The sequence below is a fragment of the Flavobacterium rakeshii genome (assembly GCF_009741375.1).
Taxonomy (GTDB): Bacteria; Bacteroidota; Bacteroidia; order Flavobacteriales; family Flavobacteriaceae; genus Flavobacterium; species Flavobacterium rakeshii.
In genome coordinates this window covers 176,947-196,265 of the sequence record NZ_WOWP01000013.1, presented here as the reverse complement: position 1 = coordinate 196,265, position 19,319 = coordinate 176,947, and the positions used below count along the sequence as shown (strand labels likewise).

Below are 19,319 nucleotides of genomic sequence, written 5' to 3'. Positions count from 1 at the left end.
TCCTAAAAAGGCAATCTAATTTTTTGTTAAAAGTAGTCCTTTATGTGTTAAATGAAGGATTATTTTCTATATTTAAGAATAAGAAATCAGGTCCCCACTTATTTCTGAAAATTAAATGCTAAAGCTTATTATATGTAGAAAGTAACCTTATTATACACCCACATAATTTAAGCTGATGACCCACACAAAAAATTGGCTTAGCAATTTAACCCCACGTTTTCATACTACCCTTTTTTGGGTAGTATGTTTATGCTGTTGTTTTAATGCTCGCGCCCAGAAAAACGATACCATTATCCTTAAAAATAAGGATAGGCTTATTGGAGAGATTAAAGAGATGGACAAAGGCGTCCTGATTATTGAAACAGACTACAGTGATAGTGATTTTAATGTCAAATGGCTTGACATTAAAAAACTAAGCAGTCAGCAAACTTTCCTTATAACCCTCAGGAACGGAGACAGGTTAAATAGTATGCTGCAAACCGATTCCATAAACGGAGGAAGGGTAGTATTATATGACGTAGCCGAAAAGAAATACATATATACATCTGTACACGATATTGTGTATGTAAAATCTATCAAGCAGGGGTTTATCTCCAGGCTTGATGCCTCGTTGTCTTTAGGTGTAAACCTAACACAGCGAGACAATTTTAAGCAGTTTACCATGAGGAGTACCTTAGGTTATACTGCAAACTACTGGAGTTTGCAGGGAAGTTATAATGCTATTAAAACAAAGCAGGATAATAGTAACGACATTAGCCGTACCGATGCCAGCCTGGGGTTAAGAGTATTTTTAAAGCACGACTATTTTTTAAATCTTTCGGGAGAACTGCTTCAAAATGATGAGCAGCAGCTGGACATGAGGGTTACTACCAAGCTGGGTTTTGGTAAGTATTTTGTACATACCAATAAACTGTACTTTGGCGGGGTAGTAGGTGGAGCATGGAATAATGAGCGATATGAACCAATACTGAATGCTGACAGGAACAGTGCCGAAGCATTTGGAGGTATTGAGCTTAATATGTTTGATATTAAAGATTTCAGCCTGTTAACAAATGCAGTGGTTTATCCAAGTTTAACAGAAAAGCATAGGGTTAGGAGTGATATAAAACTCGACCTGAAATACGATTTGCCTCTTGAATTTTTTATTAAATTCGGGTTTACGTATAATTACGACAGAAGGCCGCCGGAAGGCGCCAGTAAGGAAGATTATGTTCTCCAGGCTACTTTTGGCTGGGAACTATAATTTGTGTTAGTTTTTTAAGCAATCCCCTGCCTATAAGCAGGGGATTGTTTTTTTATAATCCATTTTAAAACAAACGATGAGAAGACTCAGCTGTTGCAGTAAAGGGATTATATTTTTTTAGGCGAGCCTAAATTGTTATATTTGCTCATATTCAATCGCTTTTTAGAATTGCATATCGCATTCTTCATGCCTTTCAGCCCTTATCTGTATTACCAAAATTTAGTATCTGTGTGGTAATTGGGGCTTATTACAAAAAAGGCTATTAGCATAAATAAGTAAAATTAATAATGGGAATATGTATATATCCCCATGTATAAACACGCTAAAACTTTTTTAAATAATGGAAATACACATTGTTGATTTAATAATATTTATAGTTTACCTGATAGTAATGCTGGGTGTTGGCTTCTATTTTATGGGACGTAATAAATCTAAAGACGATTATTATGTAGGAGGCAGAAACATGTCGGCAGGACATATAGGTCTTTCGGTAGTAGCAACCGATGTAGGCGGAGGTTTCTCCATAGGTTTAGGAGGTCTTGGTTTTATGATGGGACTATCGGGTAGCTGGATGCTTTTTACAGGACTTTTAGGAGCCTGGTTAAGCGCAGTATTGTTAATTCCTAAAATATATCCTGTAGCAAGGGAGAATAAATTCCTTACATTTCCTCAGTCACTGGCACATCATTATAATGGTAAAGTAGCTCTTATAGCAGGGTTTATTTCTCTTATAGGTTATGTGGGCTTTACCAGTTCGCAAATACTGGCAGGAGCTAAATTAGTTGAAGCTACATTTCCTTCGGTATCCATTAATATGGCTGTGCTTATAATGGGAGTAATTGCTGTGGTTTATACGGCAGTAGGCGGTATTAAGGCTGTAATTTACACCGATACCATACAGTGGATAATACTTATGGGCGGACTCATATTTATTGGTATTCCGGTAGGGTATGCTTACATAGGCGGATGGGAAGCTATTAGTAAAACCGTTCCTGCAGAATTTATGTCGTTATCCAACCTTTCATTCGTTCAGTTTTTTAACTGGCTTATTACCATAGTACCTATATGGTTTGTAGGGATGACATTGTACCAGCGTATTTTTGCCTGTAGGGATGAAAAAACGGCCAAAAAAGCATGGTTTATTGCCGGGTTATTTGAATGGCCTATAATGGCATTTATGGGTATAGCCTTAGGTTTGTTTGCAAGGGTAGGTTATGAGCAGGGATTATTTACTGCTATAGGTTATGCACCCGGTACACAACTGGATGCCGAGCTGGGACTACCACTGTTTTTAAGAACAATACTACCGGTAGGATTAATGGGGCTTATGCTTTCGGCTTACTTCTCGGCCATTATGTCTACAGCCGATAGTTGTTTAATGGCAGCTTCGGGTAATTTCACTACCGATATTTTAGAATATTTTAAAGGCACCAGAAAGTTCGGACACATAAAATACTCACAAATTATTACTTTAATAATAGGGGCATTAGCCATTATACTGGCAACTAATATGCAAAACGTACTGGAACTTATGTTGTACTCGTATGCCTTTATGGTATCGGGACTATTGGTGCCTGTTTTGGGTACGCTAATACTCAAAAAGCCTTCGGCAAGGGCTGCTGTTGTGGCTATGGTTGTAGGCGGACTCACAACGCTAGTCCTTATTATAACTCAGGTAAAACTGCCATTGGGGCTTGATGCCAACTTTTTTGGTATCGCCGCTTCATTCATATCATTTGTACTAATACAATATACCGACAAACCAAAAGGTGTTGTAGCATAGTATAAATAGAATTTAAATTGATTAAAAGTCCCGCTTAATGAGCGGGACTTTTTTGTAAGTAAAAAATGTTAAAATTTATATGTAAAGTGTTATATTGCAAGGCGTAAACCAACCTTTAAATTATGAAAAAAACCTACCTTACTTTACTTTTATTTTTTTTAACGTCTTTTATTTATGCTCAGGAACCATTTGTTACGGTATGGCTACCCCTTTATAACTGGAGTATAACTATTCCGGCTGTTTATGATGCAAATAATAATTATACTGTTGATTTTGGTGATGGAACAATATTAACTAATCAAACAGGTCCGTGTACTCATACCTATGAGGAGTCAGAGGTATTAAACTCATATACGGTTACCATATACGGTACTCTAGGAAGACTTGATTTTTCAACGTTAAGTGTTGATGAGGCCGAAAAACTGATTGAAATACAGCAATGGGGAGATATACCGTGGACTAGTATGGAAAATACCTTTAATGGTTGTGTTGGTTTTGATTTATCTGCTACAGATGCACCAAATTTGAGCCAGGTAACCAGTACAGAGGGGATGTTTTATGGGGTTAATATTAGTTTTGGTATTCTTGATTTGGATAACTGGGATGTTTCTAATATTACCAATATGAAAAATATGTTTAAAGAAGCTTATTTTTCAAGTATTCTTTTTGATACTTGGGACGTATCTAATGTTACTAATATGGAAGGAATGTTTTCTGGTGTAAGCTATTTTAATTCTCCTTTAAATAACTGGGATGTTTCTGGTGTCACTACTATGAAAGAGATGTTTAATGGTTGTATTACATTTAATCAGCCATTAGATACCTGGGATGTTTCTAATGTAACTGATATGTCTGATATGTTTTGGAGTTGTATTATGTTTGATCAGCCATTAAATAGCTGGGATGTATCTGGTGTTACAGATATGTCTTTTATGTTTGCAGCTTGTCCGTTTAATCAATCATTAAACAACTGGGATGTGTCCAGTGTTACAGATATGTCTAATATGTTTTGGAATGGTTCGTTTAACCAACCATTAAACAATTGGGATGTTTCTAATGTAACGGATATGTCAAATATGTTTGAATCTAATACAGCATTTGATCAGCCATTAGATAACTGGGATGTTTCTAATGTAATGGATATGTCAAATATGTTTAGAGCTACTAATTTCAATCAGTCAATAGATAATTGGGACGTATCTCATGTTACTAATATGTCTAACATGTTTTTTAGTTGTGATATGTTTAATCAGCCATTAAATAGCTGGGACGTATCTAGTGTTACAGATATGTCTTTTATGTTTAAAACTGCAAATTTATTTAATCAGCCATTAGATAACTGGGATGTTTCCAATGTTACTACTATGGAAGAAATGTTTTGTCATGCAACTTCATTTAACCAGCCACTAAATAACTGGGACGTTTCTAGTGTTACTAATATGGCTTATATGTTTAATGTTTCCAGTTCATTTGACCAACCACTAAATAATTGGGATGTTTCGAACGTTGTAGATTTTTCAGGTATGTTTTTACAAGCATTTTCATTTAATCAGGATCTTTCCAGTTGGGATTTTACAAATGTGGCTTTTTATTTTTTTACTTTAGTTTCCAGTACAGCCATGAGTACAGAAAATTACGATGCTTTACTGTATAAGTTTGCTCAATTACAGGTAGAAAATCAGTTTTTAACATCAGATGATCTTTATTATTGTGATACGGATGTTAGAGATTATCTTATAAATGATTTAGGATGGATGATTTTTGGAGATGCTTTAGGTGAAGAATGCCAAGGGAATACTATAAACGGAACTGTTTTATTTGATGAAGATAATAATGGCTGCGACAGTAATGATACTGCAATGGTTAATTTTTTAGTTAAGGCTAATAATGATGTGTTTAGTTATGCTACAACAGTAGAAGTTGACGGGAGTTATGAGCTTAAAACTTATGCAGAAACAACATATGAAGTAGAAGTACTTGGAGTACCGGATTACTATACCATAGTACCTGAAACATCTGTAGTAAGCTTTACTGGGTTTGGCAATACAGAAGAAATTGGTTTCTGCGTGAGTTCAAATGAGGTTGTTGAAGACTTAAGTGTTTTAATATTACCTGTAAACGAAGCCCGCCCCGGATTTGAGGCAGAATATCAGTTGGTTATTGAAAATTTAGGGATACAATCCATTCCTACAGTAACAGTAAGCTTTACTTATGATGATGCTATGCAATCTTTTGTTAGTGCTGTTCCGGCTGCATCATCAAATTCAGATAACGTATTAACGTTCAACTTAAGCGATTTCCAGCCTTTTGAAAGCAGGGTAATTGATATTACTATGGAAACATTTACACCTCCTACAGTTAACGGAGATGATATATTAAACTTTACCGCTACGGTAACTCCAAATGAAAATGATTACACTCCGCAGGATAATACTTTTGAATTTGCTCAAACTGTAGTTAACTCATTTGATCCTAATGATAAGAGAGTGGTTCAGGGTAGTGAGATTTACATTGAGCAGGCTACAGAATATCTGGATTATATCATCAGGTTCCAAAATACAGGAACTGCAAGTGCAATAAACATAAGGGTTGAAGATATACTTAGTGACGATGTAGACTGGAGTACGTTTAGACCTGTAAGTTCAAGTCATGACTACAGAATAGAGATAACTGATGATAATCATGTTGAATTTATTTTTGAAAATATAAACCTGCCTTTTGAAGAGGAAGATGAAGCAGGAAGTAACGGTTTTATAGCTTACAAGATAAAACCTGTTGCCGGACTTGAAGTAGGTGATATTATCAATAGTAATGAAGTGAATATTTATTTTGATTATAACCTGCCTATTGTAACCAATAGTGTTACTACACAAATAATAGAGTTGCTAGGTATTAGTGATAATATTCTAAACAAAAGTTTAGTACTATATCCAAATCCAGCTAATGATGTTCTTTATATTAAGGCAGAAAACAATGTATTACCAGAGGAAGTTATTATATACAATTTACAGGGACGTGAACTAATGTCGTTTAACCAAAATCCTGAGAGTATGGATATCTCTGACTTAAGTTCGGGAATCTATCTGGTTACAGTACAAACTAATAGTGGTAGGGTTGATTACAGACTTGTAAAAAAATAAAAGTATTTAAGCAGAATAAACAAAAAAGCTCCTGATTTTTTCAGGAGCTTTTTTATTAAATGCCTACAACAAAAACTCTTTGTTCAGCGTTAGTTTAAGCGACAACCAATTAATAACCACACTTAATCAAAATGATAAAAAATGTATTGTCTGTCCTGTTACTTCTAATAGGATTTCAGATTACTGTAGCTCAAAGTGTTTCAGGCAGGATTATAGACTCAGAAACAGGTGTGCCACTCTCTTTTGCCGATGTACAGATAAACGATTCCAATAACATAATGAGTAATACCGAGGGAGCATTTACTATTCCTGAAAAAAGTGCTGATGATGCTACTATGCTTACTGTTTCTTTTTTAGGGTATTATACACAGTATTTAACTGTAAGGGATTTAAAAAACAGTGACGGTACTGTGCGGTTAAAACCAGGAGCATTTGAGCTGGAAACAGTTTATATCTCTAACGCCAGTATGAATGCCGATAGTATTATGGCATCGGTAAAAAGCAATCTAAAAAACAATTACAGGTTTTACGGCAGTACTAATAAAACAACATTTTTTTACAGAAGTTCGGCAGCTATAAATCCTGTAAAGGCCGAAGCTAAAATAAGCCAGTCTACCAAATACAGTAAAGAAGAGATCAAAGAGGCTAATAAAGAACTCGAGGCATTTATATCAGTAGCTAAAGCAAATCCGCCCAAAGAATTTGCCGATGTGCTTATTGACCATTATATGGCAAAAAAAATGGTAAAGGGTAAAATGGGTTTTCTTACTAGAGATCAGGTTACAAAGGCAGTAAAACTAAAAGATAACAGTAGTCCCATATCGCTAAATGATATGCTTGAAACCGGAGCTAAAATTTTATTTACCCACCTTGACCCTGAAAAGTATTACAGAATAAAAAGCGGATGGTTTGGTACCCGTGATACGGTTGTTTCTCATAATAGCTTTGATACAGATGAGGTTAAAACAGAGAAAAGCAACCTTAGGGATGTAACTTCAGAAATTAGTCTTTTCAAGTCGGGAAACAATTTGCTGTACAGCAGTAATCTTGATTTTGTGAAGAATAATGAGATTTATGACTACACTTTTGCCGGAGTGACAGAAGATGGTAATAACGGACGGGTATTTATAATAAAATTCAGACCGGGAAAACACCGTGCAAAATACAACGGAACCTTGTATATAGCCGAAAAGGATTATGCTGTTGTAAGGGCTGATTATGGACTTGCTGAAGGAAGAAAAGTTAGCGGCATAAACCTGAAGTTTATTTTAGGGGTTAAACAACAGGAAAATGTAAGCAGGGGGACCCTTGTATTTAAAGAAAGGGAAGAAGGAGGTTATTACCTAAAATATGCTTCAAAAGAATCGGGGGAGTATGTTTACATTAACAGGCCTTTAAAGTTTATTGAGATAACTAACGGAGGCAAGGAAAAAATTGAATTTGAGATAAAGGTTGAAATGAATATTTTAAATAGGCAGGAGTTTTGTTTTGTGTCAAAATCGGCTATAACCGAAGCTGAGTTTGACGCTGTTGAAGAAAAAGATTTTGATTATGAAACAGTAAATGGTTATAGTCCGGATATATGGAAGGAATATACAACTATAGAACCTCTTGAAGAAATGAAGCAGTTTAAAAGCGTTGCACAGTAATTGTTTTACACTAACCAAATCATGAATAAATATATTTTACTTTCTTTGATATCGTTTTTATTTCTTGTTTCCTGCTCAAAAAAAGTAGCACCTTTAAACTCAATACCTCTTAGATACAATGGTCACTTATACCTTGATGTTAAGGTACAGGATAAAGTATACGGTAATTTTATATTTGATACAGGAGTATACGGAATATGTGTAGATTCTCTTTTTTTTCAAGAAAACGGTCTTGGCACTTCAGCTAAAGATATTAAAATACAAGGTATAGGTAATTCAACATCAACAGGTCAGGTAATAACCGATACTATTGATTTTGAATTTGCTAATAACGAATATCGTTATGCTACTTTAACAATAATGTATGATTTTAAAGGTTTGTTAGGCAAGTCTGTAGATGGTATTTCGGGACTTAATACTTTTGAGCAAAAGCCATATATGTTAGATTATGTTTCGCAAAAAATCATATTTACCGATTCGGTTAAAGGCTATAAACCTATAGCTGCTGAATTTAAAGACAATCGTATTTATATTCCTTTAACAATAACGCTTAAAAATAAAAAAAAGATTAAGGGAAAGTTTCTGCTTGATACCGGTTGTACCCAAACTGTTTTGAATAGTCATGTATATATGACCGATGGTATTTATAATGCGACTGATAAGAAAGAGGTTTTGGCTAAGGGAGGTTTCGGGGGTGACACAAACGGATGTTTTTTACCTCTCAAAGGTGTCGAATTAGGTGATTTTAAAATTAAGAACATTATTGCAACAGTTTCAAAAGACTCTCTTGGAATGTTAGCAAGCCCTGATTACATGGGGATTATAGGTAACGATTTACTGGATGATTTTAATATAATTTTTGATCATCAAAAGGAAAAAATATGGATAAAGCCTAATAAAAACTTCAATAAAAACGATAATAAACTATTTCGAGCAATCTCTTTTTTAGACAAAGGTGAATATTGGATTGTAAGTGGTATGGTAACAGATACAGAACCTTACACAAAAGGAATTAGAATGAATGACCAGATCTTGCAGGTAAACAATATTCCTGTTAAGAATATTAATCTTGATGAGTTTTTGGATTCGCTTAAAGTTAATGATGATTTACTTCTTAAAATAAAACAGGAAAACGAAGTAAAGGATATAAAATTTAAACTCAAGGTTTTTATACGGTCTTAGAATTATAAAAGAATATCATATCAGTATATAGTAAAGCCCATACATTGTATGGGCTTTATTTTAATTGGATAACAGACGGCTATTACTTTAGCATATAAGTAATAGCACCACCGTCAACAGTAATCTCTGTACCACTTATAAAACTGGCATCGTCAGAAGATAAGAATACTACAGTTTTTGCAATTTCGTCGGCATTACCTAAGCGTTGCAGTGCCGTAGATCCTGCCAGGTTTTCTTTAGCTTCGGCATTTGCTACGCTGTCAAGCCCCGGAGTTTGTATTGGACCCGGACTAACAAGGTTTACACGTATTTTTCTTTCAGCCAGTTCGTTTGCTGCAATTTGGGCAATTTTATTAATAGCTCCTTTTGTGGCAGAATATACACTGGTACCTATACCGGCTGCTGTTGCCACTATTGATGAGGTAAATATTACAGACGAACCATTTGCTAAGTGTGGTATTAATTGCTGTAATGTAAAGTAATGTCCTTTTACATTGGTATTAAACTGTGCATCAAAATCGGCTTCAGTTGTTTCTGTAATTGATCCGAAGGTGGCGATTGCTGCATTTAAATAAAGTACATCCAGTTTCTTACCACTTTCTGCAATAAACTTTTCTAAAACCGAGATACCTTCAAGGTTTGATGTGTCTGACACTAAAGTCGTTAAATTAGGATTATTGATTTCGTCCGAAGCCTTTTGCAGGTTATCGGCACTTCTGCTTGTTATTACTACGTTTGCTCCTGCATTGATAAATGCTTTTGCAGTTGCTAAGCCTATACCGGTACTTCCACCGGTTATTACTACGTTCTTGTTTACTAAACTCATTTTTTGATTTTTAATTATTAACAGTACAAAGGTAAATTGGATTAATTTATTATTGTAACTTTGTAACTAAAAGTAACAGTAACTTTAGAGTAACCAGGTAACTTATGACAGAAAATATTTGCCACAAAAAGGAAATCATGGCCATTCACGACACCATGGATGTGTTAGGAGGGAAATGGAAAATATCCATTATATCAACCATGTGTTATTATAACAAAAGGCGCTTTTCAGATATACTGAATGATCTTAACGGTATATCTAATAAGCAGTTAAGTAAGGAGTTAAAGGAGTTGGAGCTAAATAAGCTTGTTAAGCGTACTGTTTTAGACACTCAGCCAATATCGGTACAATACAACCTTACAGAATATGGATGCTCCCTGCAAAGCCTTATTCATGACCTTGCAGCATGGGGCGCAAAGCACAGACAGGCAATAATAGCAGAAAGTAATATTGGTTAGCAAAGCTTACAACAATAAGCTAATTAAATCGATATTAATAAGAGTAGTTGCAGTAATGCATAATAAATTATGGAAACAATAAATAAAAAAATTGCCTATTCGATACTTGAACTAGCCATTGTATCGGATGGGGTTACTATAGAACAAACATTTAAAAACAGTGTTGCTTTGGCACAAAAAGCCGAAGAAATGGGTTACAAAAGGTTATGGCTGGCAGAACACCACAATATGGTACATGTTGCCAGTGTAGCCACTTCAATACTTATAGGACATATAGCAGGAAACACAAAAACAATACGTGTAGGCTCCGGCGGTATTATGCTGCCTAACCATTCGCCTCTTATTGTGGCAGAACAGTTTGGTACGCTAGGCAGGCTATATCCTAACCGAATTGATTTAGGGTTAGGAAGAGCACCGGGAACCGATCAGGTAACGGCACATGCTATTAGAAGTGACAGGATGCAGTCGGTTAACAGTTTCCCAAAGGAGATAGAGAAGATACAACAGTATTTCTCAACTGAAAGCGAGTGGGAGCAGGTACGTGCCGTTGTAGCCGAAGGGGTTAATGTACCGTTGTATATTTTAGGTTCGAGTTTAGATAGTGCGCACCTTGCCGCAAAAATGGGACTCCCGTATGCTTTTGCAAGTCATTTTGCAACCGGACTACTGGAAGAAGCACTGCATATTTACAGGAAAGAATTCCAACCGTCTGAGTATCTCGATAAGCCTTACACCATTGCGGGAGTTAATGTAATTGCCGCCGATACCGATGATGAGGCCGAAAGGAACTTTACATCCCTAATAAGGATGTTTTTAGGAATACTTACAGGGAAAAGGGAACCGTTACAGCCACCAATGGAAATGACCGATGAGCTGATGATGATTCAGCATAACCCCGCGGTTCGTGAAATGCTTAAATACTCATTTGTAGGAAGGAAAGAAGCTGTTGCAAAACAGGTAGATAAATTCCTTAATGAAATGGGGGTAGATGAACTTATGGTTGTATCTAACTTTTATGACTATAATGACAGGGTTAAATCTTATGAAATATTGTCTGAAATAATAGACGAGCGAAATAATAAATAAGATAAAAAGCTCCCTGCCAGTTGGTGTAAGTATTCGAGAAAGTAAAATACAAATAAATGAAACCTTTAAGCTTATTTAGTATAATAGTACTGATGCTGTGTTCTGTTCAATGTGCAGGGCAGCAGGTAACTCCTCAAAAACCGAATGGGCTAAAGAAATTTAATAAGGCTAAGTATAGTGAGTTAAATGAGAAAAATAGCCTGAAGTACACAGAGAATGATACAATTTATGAGATTAAAGAGGAAAGTAGTTATTTTTTGGAGTTAAAGCGAAGTGTAGGTAATAGGTTCATAAAGTATTATTCTTACCACAAGTCAAACCTATCGCTACAGGAGGAAGGACAATCTTTTTCAGAGATGCCGATTGGTATTAGAAAAGTTTATGACGGGAAAGGAACTGTGATTAAGGAATTTAATTATGATGAAAACTATTCTTTCAGTGTAACAGATCTCATTACTAAATTAAAGAGAGAGAAACAGATAGACCTGAATGAAGAAAAATATACAGTAATGCGTCATCTTGAAAAAGGCAAGCCATACTATTTTATAAGGTATCCCTTTAATAAGATTTCATTAAAGTATATAAAGATTGACGGAAGCTCTGGAGAGATAGTTTTTGATAAATTTTTATATCCCACGGAATAATAATTTAAAATAAAAAAGCTCATACATGGTATGGGCTTTTTTTGTGACCTCGACAGGACAAATTCCAAACCATTTTATGCAGGATTTAAAGAAATTAGCCTACTTTATGTAAGATAATTTTTCGTTTTAGCGGTTTAGATGTCCTGTTGGGGTTATTGGATTTGTTATGTTAAAGATTTAGACAAATTTGTGGCAGTTCTTTATTTTTCAAAATAATATTCAAACTTTTCTTTTATCTCTTTTTCAGAAATATTAGACCTTATTTGTTTGTTGTTCTTATCTAGTTGTGAATAAATGCCATTTTTCAAAACATAAATTTCAGGTTCTTTATTTTCGTAAGTTATTTTATACCGATCAAGATAGATTTTATCATATTTTAAAGGAATGATATTTTTATTTGAAATGCTTATAACACCATACTTTTTATTTTGAGAAACAATAATAATGTTATTATTTACGTATTTGATCTCGTCATAAATAGGAGGTATTAATTGTATTCCGTCTCTTGAATACATCCCGATTTTTTTATTTTTAGTAACAAAATGAGCTTCTGGACCATATTCTACCCAATTGGATATTTCATCAAATTCATTTGGAATGATTTCTTTGCCTGTAATGTCTGTTATTCCATATTTACCTTTAAACCTTACAATAAATTTATTATCTTGATCGTAAAAGCAAGGCTGCAAATCTTCAAAAACAAAATCTATGATTTTGATTCCTTTTTTGTTATATAATTTAAATTTGTCATTTTGTTTAACAATATAAATTTTTGAAAATTTATTTGAATGAATTTCATCGTTTTCAAAGGGAATTAACGCTATGTTTTTGTAATTAATTATTCCATATTTATTGTTTTTCTTTGCAATTGTTGTTTCCTGTGCGTCAAAAGGAAGAAGTTTTTCAAACTCAAAAGGTATTATAGTTTTACCGATTTCATCAATAATTCCAAATTTATTTTGATAGTCTTTAACTAAAAGTACATTTGAATAATAATCGTCAGAATCAATTTTATCCCAGGTACAGGCTAAAATATTTTCTTTAATAACTTTTGTATTTTCATCCAGAATTTTTAGAGTTTCATTTTTTTTCAAGATAAAAAGTTCAAGAATGTTTGTATATCTTGTTGGGTGTAAAATCGTATCATATTCTAAAGGAACTACTTCTCTTCCTTGATTATTAATTATACCAAACTTGTTGTTTTTACCCACAATACCAAAACCATTTTTATTTAGAGATTTTGTAAAATCGTATTTTCCCAATGGAATTACTTCTTTTAAATTTTGATCAAGGTACTGTACCTGATTTCCAATAATGGCAATTGCTAAACCTCCTTTGAAATAAGTATCCTTATCCCTTCCATTCTGCTTTATGTATGCTTGTTTAATTTGGTCAAATTTGAAATCGGTAAGTTGTTCACCATTGTTTGAAAAGAAGGCCCATTTTTTGTTCTTAGAAACTAAAACAATTTTATCGTTCATTGTTTGGTCAACATTTTCATAAATAACCGGAATTATTTCTTTCCCTTTACCATCTACAAAGCCAAATTTATCGTCTTTTGATGCAATGGCTAGACCTGATTTATAGAAATAATTGACTTTATCATAGATGAAAGGGACAATTACTTTTCCTTTTCGGTTAATAGCACCACTTTTTCCATTCTTTTTAGCTGGTGCTAATCCGTTGTCGGAAAACACTCCTAAATCTTCAAATTCAAATGGTATTAGAATATTTTGATGAATATCTATATAGCCATCTTTTCCGTTCATTTTGGCTAAAATCATATTTTGTTCATCAATAGGATTTAGAAAATCATAAATTCCTAACGGAATAATTACTTTCTCGTTCTCGTCAACAAACCCCCAGGAATTGTTAAGGTTTACACGTTTGTAATTTCCTGAAGTTTGTCCTTGACAAGAAAAGACTAAAAGTAAGAGTAATATGGAGGCTGTATTTTTTATGACACTCTGAGTTAGCTTAGTCACTAACGTAAAACTTAAATTGTCTATAGTATCCATATCTCGTTAATTATGTTTATTTTAAGTTAAATACTTTCATAAACTGTTTTTTTACAAAATAGCTTGTTTCTATTTTGTAAAAAACCGTAAAACAGTAATTTAGTTGAATTAATAGCTAATATAATTACTTTAATGTAATTTAGGTAATTACAGAATAAATATTGAGAGATAGAGCAGGAGTTACAGGGAATAAATTTTTATAATTCCACTGGTAATCAATTTGAGAAGTTGTTTTTAGGAGCTTAAAGTATAAAATAAAAAAAGCCCATACATTGTATGGGCTTTTTTTTGTGACCTCGACAGGACAAATTTCAAACCATTTCATGCAGGATTTGAAGAAATTAGCAAGCCTTTATATTGCTAAATTTCGAGCTTTAAAGGCGTAATAGAGGTACAGCTTCTATGTAAAAATCAATAAACATCTCTGTATAAAAAATAAAACTTTGAATAATACAAAAGGGAGACTGTTTATATAGTCTCCCTTTTTGATTAAAACTGATATAAAGAGAAAATTACTTTAAGTATTTTTTAAGTTCGGCAGCACTGTTTTCAAACATAGAGCGTGTAGCAGGCAGTTCTGCCAAAGCGTTTAATAGTCCGAAATCGTGAATCATACCATTGTATCGCATAGTAGCAACAGGTACTCCGGCTTCATCCAGTTTACGCCCGAAAAGCTCTCCTTCATCACGAAGAATATCATTTTCTGCCACATGGATAAAAGTAGGAGGTAGTCCCTGTAGCTGCTCTTTAGTAGCATTGATTAAGGATATGTGGTAGTCTTTGCGTTGTTCTAAATCGGTAGTGTACTGGTCGTACATCCATTTCATAACCGATGTGGTAAGGAAACGGTCTTCACCAAATTCCTCATATGATTTTTCACTGAAAGTAGCATCGGCAACAGGCCAAAGCAATACCTGTACTTTAATTTCAGGTCCGCCTTTTTCTTTAGCTAATAATGAAGTTGCAGCGCTCATATTACCGCCTACACTGTTACCTACTATTCCAAGTTTAGTTCCGTCTACATTGATTTCATCTCCGTTTTCGGCAACCCATTTTGTTGCGGTATAAATTTCGTTTAGAGCTACCGGATAATGAGCTTCGGGAGACGGAGTATAATTTACAAACACTGCCGCAGCACCACTAAGTACCACTAAATCCCTAACCATACGTTTATGGGTAGGGTAGTCGCCTAAAATCCATCCGCCACCATGTACATAAATAAATACGGGTAGTTTACCTGTAACACCTTCAGGACGTACAATATTCAGTTTGATTTCATGACCGTCTACAATGATGGTTTTTTCAGATTCCTCAATGCCCGACATATCTACCTCTATTGATGCCTGTGCGTTTACAAGTACAGCACGTGCGTCTTCTTTAGAAAGAGACTCTAATGGTGCGCCATCTCCGGAATTTAAAGCCGTAAGGAATTTTTTTGTTCCGGTATCCAGCCTTTCGTCTGTTTTATAATCGGCTACACCGCCTTTATGTACCTCGGTACTTATAGATACTCCGTTTCCCTCTCCACAGGAAATTAGTAATAACGGAAACAGGATTCCGGCTGCCGCATAGTTTAAAATTGTTTTCATAATCGTTATGGTTTTATATTAATAAATGGTTCTGTTTAAAATTTAAATTGTGCCGTTACTGCACCATAGTAATAATCTTTCCCTGTACCGGCTTCTTTTAAAAAAGGTCCTGCATCAAACCATGCAGCCTCGGCAGTTAGGGATAAAAAAGGATTGACATCAAAATTCAGATTGGCAGCCAGTTGGGTTCCTATAAACTTTTCATCGAGGTTTTGTCCGCTGTATACCAGTTGTACGTTTGGGGCATAAATACCATCGTTTATACTCCATCTCCAAAAAAAGTCGTAATCTATCCCTGCTGAAACCCTGCTACTTAAATTAAAGTCCAATGAGGGATGAATATCAAAAAGGTTAGAAGGGCCTATTAGTGCCACCAACCCAAAGTAGGCTCCACGTGGATATAACGGATTAAAAGTTTCAAGACTGTTATCATTAGCATGCCTGTCGCCCGATATGATTTCGGTTTTTAATCCAACAGTTGGGCTAAATTTTATATTGTTAAACTGGTAATTAGTTTGAGAAGATACTGTCCAGGCACTAATGGTTTTTCCTGCCATTTTTCCAAACTGATATACGGTTTCAAAATTGTATGTAAGATTACCTTTGTTTTTCCAGATGCGTGTACCTACCGAATGGCGTACTTCCTTACCCGAAGCATCGTTAAAAGAGGCATTACTTTTATATAACCCCAAATAATACAGGTCAATATTTTGGATTAAGGGTACATTGTTTACTACTGTGTAGTTACCCCACAGCTTTGCATTACGGTTAAAGTTATCGTCAAAAAATTGAGGCCTGTTGGCTACCGGATGAACATAAAATAACTGATTGCTATTGTTTTCGGATTTAAAAATTATCGATCCGCCATCAAAAGCAAGCCTGCTGTTAGGTCCTTCGCGTACACCTACAAGCCTTCTTGAACCAAACAATATTTCCTGACGCCCGGCCCTTAAAAAGAAATGCTTTGTAAATACCACATCGGCAAAAAACTGATGTACATCCAAAGGATTTTCATCTACCGGGCTAACATCTGCCTTACTGTATGCAAAGCTGCTTTGTAACTGAAAAAATAACCTGATATATTTAGTATGTAAATGAACATGAGCTAAGTATCTTGCCATGAAGTAGCCATCACTTCCGTTTGAATCGTCTCCCCATTTTTCATTAATAGTATTGATGTACTGATACCTTATTTCACCCCCTGTTGACAAGTAGTTATCACTGTTTTTACCTACACGGATATATTTCATTTTGTAATAAATATCTTCATGCTTTTCGGTTGCCAGATAACTAAAGTCATCATTATACCTCAGGAAACTGAAGCGGGGAGGGGTTTGTGCATGGATGCCCGTTAGTACAAACAGTAATAATATGATAAGGCGGGTTCTCATAAGGGAAAAGTTTATACCGAAGTTTTTTTGAATAACAGAGAGTCTATTGAGTATTTTCCGGGACCTGTAATAAATAACAGTAAAAAGGATATACTGTACATAAACGGGATATCCCTTTCCGGTAGGGGAGAACCACCATGTACCACAAAGTAGCCTGTTAAGGTAACAGCGAGTATAGGCACTACTGCCAACCTTGTTACTATTCCGAAAATGACAAACAACGGGAGAATAACATTTGCTGTAGTGGCAAATACCTGATTTAGGGCTTCCGGCAGGTGTAAAGGGTTTGGTACTACTTCGGCAGTACTAACCCCAACGCCCAGTTTTTTAAGTCCGTGGACCAAAATGAGTTCGATAGACACGGCTATCCTGAAAAACAATAGTCCAAGGCTTGTTATATCCCAATTACGATTATTATTTTGCCAAAAGGTTTTCATGGTTACTGGTTTTGATAGCCTCCGTAATAATTAACCGGACTCCACTGCGGAATTGCTTTTACTTTTTGTGGTGCATACTGCTCAAACTCCTGAGAGCCATATACTACTTTACCGTTTACTATAGTGAGTACTGATTGCATGTTTAGAATCTGTTCCTCTGTAGCAGTAAAGTAATCGTCAGATAATAATATAAAATCGGCCAGATAGTTTTCTTTAAGCATACCCCTGTCGGCATCCAGCCTTACCAGCGCGGCACTTCCCTGAGTAAATAGCTTTATTGCAGCGTTTTTATCCAGTATGTTTTCTTCAGCCATATATTTTAATCCTCCCAGTGTTTTACCGGAAGTAAGCCAATACACCCCAACCCACGGGTTAAAGCTGGCTACACGGGTACCATCTGTCCCCATTCCGACCTTTATTCCCATATCCATCATTTTTTTGATAGGTACGGTTTTGGCAGCTGCGGTTTTACCATAACGTTTTATAAAGTTCTCGCCCTGATAGGCCATTCTGTGCTGTATGGCAATACCTCCGCCTAAAGCTTTTACCCTTTGCAGGTTTTCGTCAGATATGGTTTCGGCATGATCAAAAAACCAAAGTAATCCGTCAAGAGGAGTTTCTTCATTAATTTCCTCAATAACGTTAAGGAATCGGGAAATACTCTCGTTATAGGTAGCATGTAACCTAAAAGGCCATCTGTTTTTAATAAGCAGGGAAAGCACCGCTTTTAACTGACCCTCCATAGCAGGATTTAAATCAGGTCTCGGTTCGTCAAAATTTTCAAAATCACCTGCGCTCATTACAAGGTTTTCACCACCTCCCTGAACGTGATATTCTATTTGAGGCATTTTACCAAAGCGTTTTACACCATCGTTAGGTACATCACATCCCTGCCCAATTTCTACCGAACTTATCCAACGGGTATAATCGCTTAACTCGCTTCCTGCTTTTTGAGCAAACAGATAGTAAGGCATCCTTATGGTTAGTTCATTGCTTTCGCAAAGTTTTGTGGTAATACCATAATCATCAGGGTAGTTTTGAAATCCTCCACCGGCATCCATAATAGCTGTAACACCAAGTCGGTTCATTTCTGTCATGAACAGTTTGGTGGAGTTTACTTTTTCTTCCTCAGTCAGTTCAGGTAGTTTTGACAGGGTAGAGTATAATATAAAAGCATTGGGTTCTGCAACCAGTAATCCGGTAGGGTTACCATACATGTCTTTTTGTATAAGTCCGCCAAAAGGATTTGGGGTGTCTGCTGTAATGTTAAGTGCTTTTAATCCGGCTTTATTTAAATAGGCATGTCCGTATAAGTGTAGTATAAAGGTAGGTACATTACCCGTAGCATCATTAATTTCCTGAAGTGTAGGCAGCCTTTTTTCTTCAAACTGATAAGCATTCCATCCGCCTACTACACGAACCCATTGTCCGTTTGGAGTTCTCTGTGCCTGTTCCTTTAGCATGGTAAGCGCACGTTTTAGAGAGCGCACACCATCCCAACGGAGTTCGGTATTATAAAACCTACCGCCACGAATAATATGCATATGCGAGTCAAAAAGCCCCGGTATCATAGTTTTGCCTTTTGCATCTATAACCTGAGTTTTTTTGCCTTTTAGTTTTAAAACCTGTTTATCTGTTCCAGTTTTAATAATTTTTCCGTTAGCTACAGCGATAGCTTCGTTAATGGTATTGCTGTTGTCCAGCGTGTGTACTTTGGCATTAAACACAATAAGATCGGGAGTTTGTGCTTTAACCGATATTACACAGAATAACAGAGCGAGGAGTGTAATATGTAGTTTCATAATATTATTTTTAGTTGATTAATACTGAAAGAAAAAGGCTGTGCCATGTGCAGTGGTGAAGTGTATATTGA

At 35.4% G+C, this 19,319-nt stretch carries 14 protein-coding genes; 8 read left to right on the top strand and 6 right to left on the bottom strand.

Annotation, left to right across the window (positions count from 1 at the left end; translation table 11 throughout):
• Positions 1-175: 175 nt before the first annotated feature.
• The 5 genes from GN157_RS04690 (at position 176) to GN157_RS04670 (ending at position 8,997) form a co-directional block, all read left to right on the top strand.
• On the top strand, positions 176-1,243 hold the full coding sequence (locus tag GN157_RS04690) for a DUF481 domain-containing protein (RefSeq protein ID WP_157481951.1): 1,068 nt from the start codon (positions 176-178) through the stop codon (positions 1,241-1,243).
• A 340-nt stretch (positions 1,244-1,583) separates the two neighbouring features.
• Positions 1,584-3,026, top strand: coding sequence for a sodium:solute symporter family protein (locus GN157_RS04685; protein ID WP_157481950.1), 1,443 nt, complete (start codon positions 1,584-1,586; stop codon positions 3,024-3,026).
• A 122-nt stretch (positions 3,027-3,148) separates the two neighbouring features.
• Positions 3,149-6,166 carry a BspA family leucine-rich repeat surface protein gene (locus GN157_RS04680; RefSeq protein WP_157481949.1) on the top strand — a complete coding sequence of 1,006 codons (3,018 nt, stop codon included), beginning with the start codon at positions 3,149-3,151 and terminating at the stop codon, positions 6,164-6,166.
• 131 nt (positions 6,167-6,297) lie between these two features.
• Complete coding sequence (locus tag GN157_RS04675; protein ID WP_157481948.1) at positions 6,298-7,815, top strand: carboxypeptidase-like regulatory domain-containing protein; 1,518 nt, start codon at positions 6,298-6,300, stop codon at positions 7,813-7,815.
• A 21-nt stretch (positions 7,816-7,836) separates the two neighbouring features.
• Positions 7,837-8,997, top strand: a complete 1,161-nt coding sequence (locus GN157_RS04670; RefSeq protein ID WP_157481947.1) for an aspartyl protease family protein — start codon at positions 7,837-7,839, stop codon at positions 8,995-8,997.
• Between the two features lie 82 nt (positions 8,998-9,079).
• Here the strand turns inward: GN157_RS04670 and GN157_RS04665 are convergent, their stop codons facing one another.
• Complete coding sequence (locus tag GN157_RS04665; RefSeq protein WP_157481946.1) at positions 9,080-9,823, bottom strand: SDR family oxidoreductase; 744 nt, start codon at positions 9,821-9,823, stop codon at positions 9,080-9,082.
• A 104-nt stretch (positions 9,824-9,927) separates the two neighbouring features.
• Here GN157_RS04665 and GN157_RS04660 point away from each other — a divergent pair, with 104 nt between their 5' ends.
• From GN157_RS04660 to GN157_RS04650, 3 genes are all read left to right on the top strand, one after another.
• Positions 9,928-10,281, top strand: coding sequence for a winged helix-turn-helix transcriptional regulator (locus GN157_RS04660; protein WP_157481945.1), 354 nt, complete (start codon positions 9,928-9,930; stop codon positions 10,279-10,281).
• A 69-nt stretch (positions 10,282-10,350) separates the two neighbouring features.
• Positions 10,351-11,367, top strand: a complete 1,017-nt coding sequence (locus GN157_RS04655; protein WP_157481944.1) for an LLM class flavin-dependent oxidoreductase — start codon at positions 10,351-10,353, stop codon at positions 11,365-11,367.
• Between the two features lie 56 nt (positions 11,368-11,423).
• On the top strand, positions 11,424-12,011 hold the full coding sequence (locus GN157_RS04650; RefSeq protein ID WP_157481943.1) for a hypothetical protein: 588 nt from the start codon (positions 11,424-11,426) through the stop codon (positions 12,009-12,011).
• Between the two features lie 200 nt (positions 12,012-12,211).
• Here the strand turns inward: GN157_RS04650 and GN157_RS04645 are convergent, their stop codons facing one another.
• The 5 genes from GN157_RS04645 to GN157_RS04625 all read right to left on the bottom strand — a co-directional run bounded on the left by GN157_RS04645 (position 12,212) and on the right by GN157_RS04625 (position 19,248).
• Positions 12,212-14,029: a WG repeat-containing protein gene (locus GN157_RS04645; protein ID WP_157481942.1), complete on the bottom strand. Its 1,818-nt coding sequence runs from the start codon at positions 14,027-14,029 to the stop codon at positions 12,212-12,214.
• A 512-nt stretch (positions 14,030-14,541) separates the two neighbouring features.
• The gene (locus tag GN157_RS04640) at positions 14,542-15,618 is read right to left on the bottom strand and encodes an alpha/beta hydrolase (protein ID WP_157481941.1); all 1,077 of its coding nucleotides are present in this window, start codon (positions 15,616-15,618) and stop codon (positions 14,542-14,544) included.
• 35 nt (positions 15,619-15,653) lie between these two features.
• The gene (locus tag GN157_RS04635) at positions 15,654-17,009 is read right to left on the bottom strand and encodes an alginate export family protein (protein ID WP_157481940.1); all 1,356 of its coding nucleotides are present in this window, start codon (positions 17,007-17,009) and stop codon (positions 15,654-15,656) included.
• An 11-nt stretch (positions 17,010-17,020) separates the two neighbouring features.
• Entirely contained in the window at positions 17,021-17,446 is a 426-nt protein-coding gene (locus GN157_RS04630) for a DoxX family protein (RefSeq protein WP_157481939.1), read from the bottom strand.
• 2 nt (positions 17,447-17,448) lie between these two features.
• Positions 17,449-19,248 carry an amidohydrolase gene (locus GN157_RS04625; protein WP_157481938.1) on the bottom strand — a complete coding sequence of 600 codons (1,800 nt, stop codon included), beginning with the start codon at positions 19,246-19,248 and terminating at the stop codon, positions 17,449-17,451.
• Positions 19,249-19,319: the final 71 nt, after the last annotated feature.

Bases quoted from the DNA above. Each gene is read 5' to 3' on its own strand.
- GN157_RS04690 (WP_157481951.1), top strand. From the start codon at position 176: ATGACCCACACAAAAAATTGGCTTAGCAATTTAACCCCACGTTTTCAT.
- GN157_RS04685 (WP_157481950.1), top strand. From the start codon at position 1,584: ATGGAAATACACATTGTTGATTTAATAATATTTATAGTTTACCTGATA.
- GN157_RS04680 (WP_157481949.1), top strand. From the start codon at position 3,149: ATGAAAAAAACCTACCTTACTTTACTTTTATTTTTTTTAACGTCTTTT.
- GN157_RS04675 (WP_157481948.1), top strand. From the start codon at position 6,298: ATGATAAAAAATGTATTGTCTGTCCTGTTACTTCTAATAGGATTTCAG.
- GN157_RS04670 (WP_157481947.1), top strand. From the start codon at position 7,837: ATGAATAAATATATTTTACTTTCTTTGATATCGTTTTTATTTCTTGTT.
- GN157_RS04665 (WP_157481946.1), bottom strand. From the start codon at position 9,823: ATGAGTTTAGTAAACAAGAACGTAGTAATAACCGGTGGAAGTACCGGT.
- GN157_RS04660 (WP_157481945.1), top strand. From the start codon at position 9,928: ATGACAGAAAATATTTGCCACAAAAAGGAAATCATGGCCATTCACGAC.
- GN157_RS04655 (WP_157481944.1), top strand. From the start codon at position 10,351: ATGGAAACAATAAATAAAAAAATTGCCTATTCGATACTTGAACTAGCC.
- GN157_RS04650 (WP_157481943.1), top strand. From the start codon at position 11,424: ATGAAACCTTTAAGCTTATTTAGTATAATAGTACTGATGCTGTGTTCT.
- GN157_RS04645 (WP_157481942.1), bottom strand. From the start codon at position 14,029: ATGGATACTATAGACAATTTAAGTTTTACGTTAGTGACTAAGCTAACT.
- GN157_RS04640 (WP_157481941.1), bottom strand. From the start codon at position 15,618: ATGAAAACAATTTTAAACTATGCGGCAGCCGGAATCCTGTTTCCGTTA.
- GN157_RS04635 (WP_157481940.1), bottom strand. From the start codon at position 17,009: ATGAGAACCCGCCTTATCATATTATTACTGTTTGTACTAACGGGCATC.
- GN157_RS04630 (WP_157481939.1), bottom strand. From the start codon at position 17,446: ATGAAAACCTTTTGGCAAAATAATAATCGTAATTGGGATATAACAAGC.
- GN157_RS04625 (WP_157481938.1), bottom strand. From the start codon at position 19,248: ATGAAACTACATATTACACTCCTCGCTCTGTTATTCTGTGTAATATCG.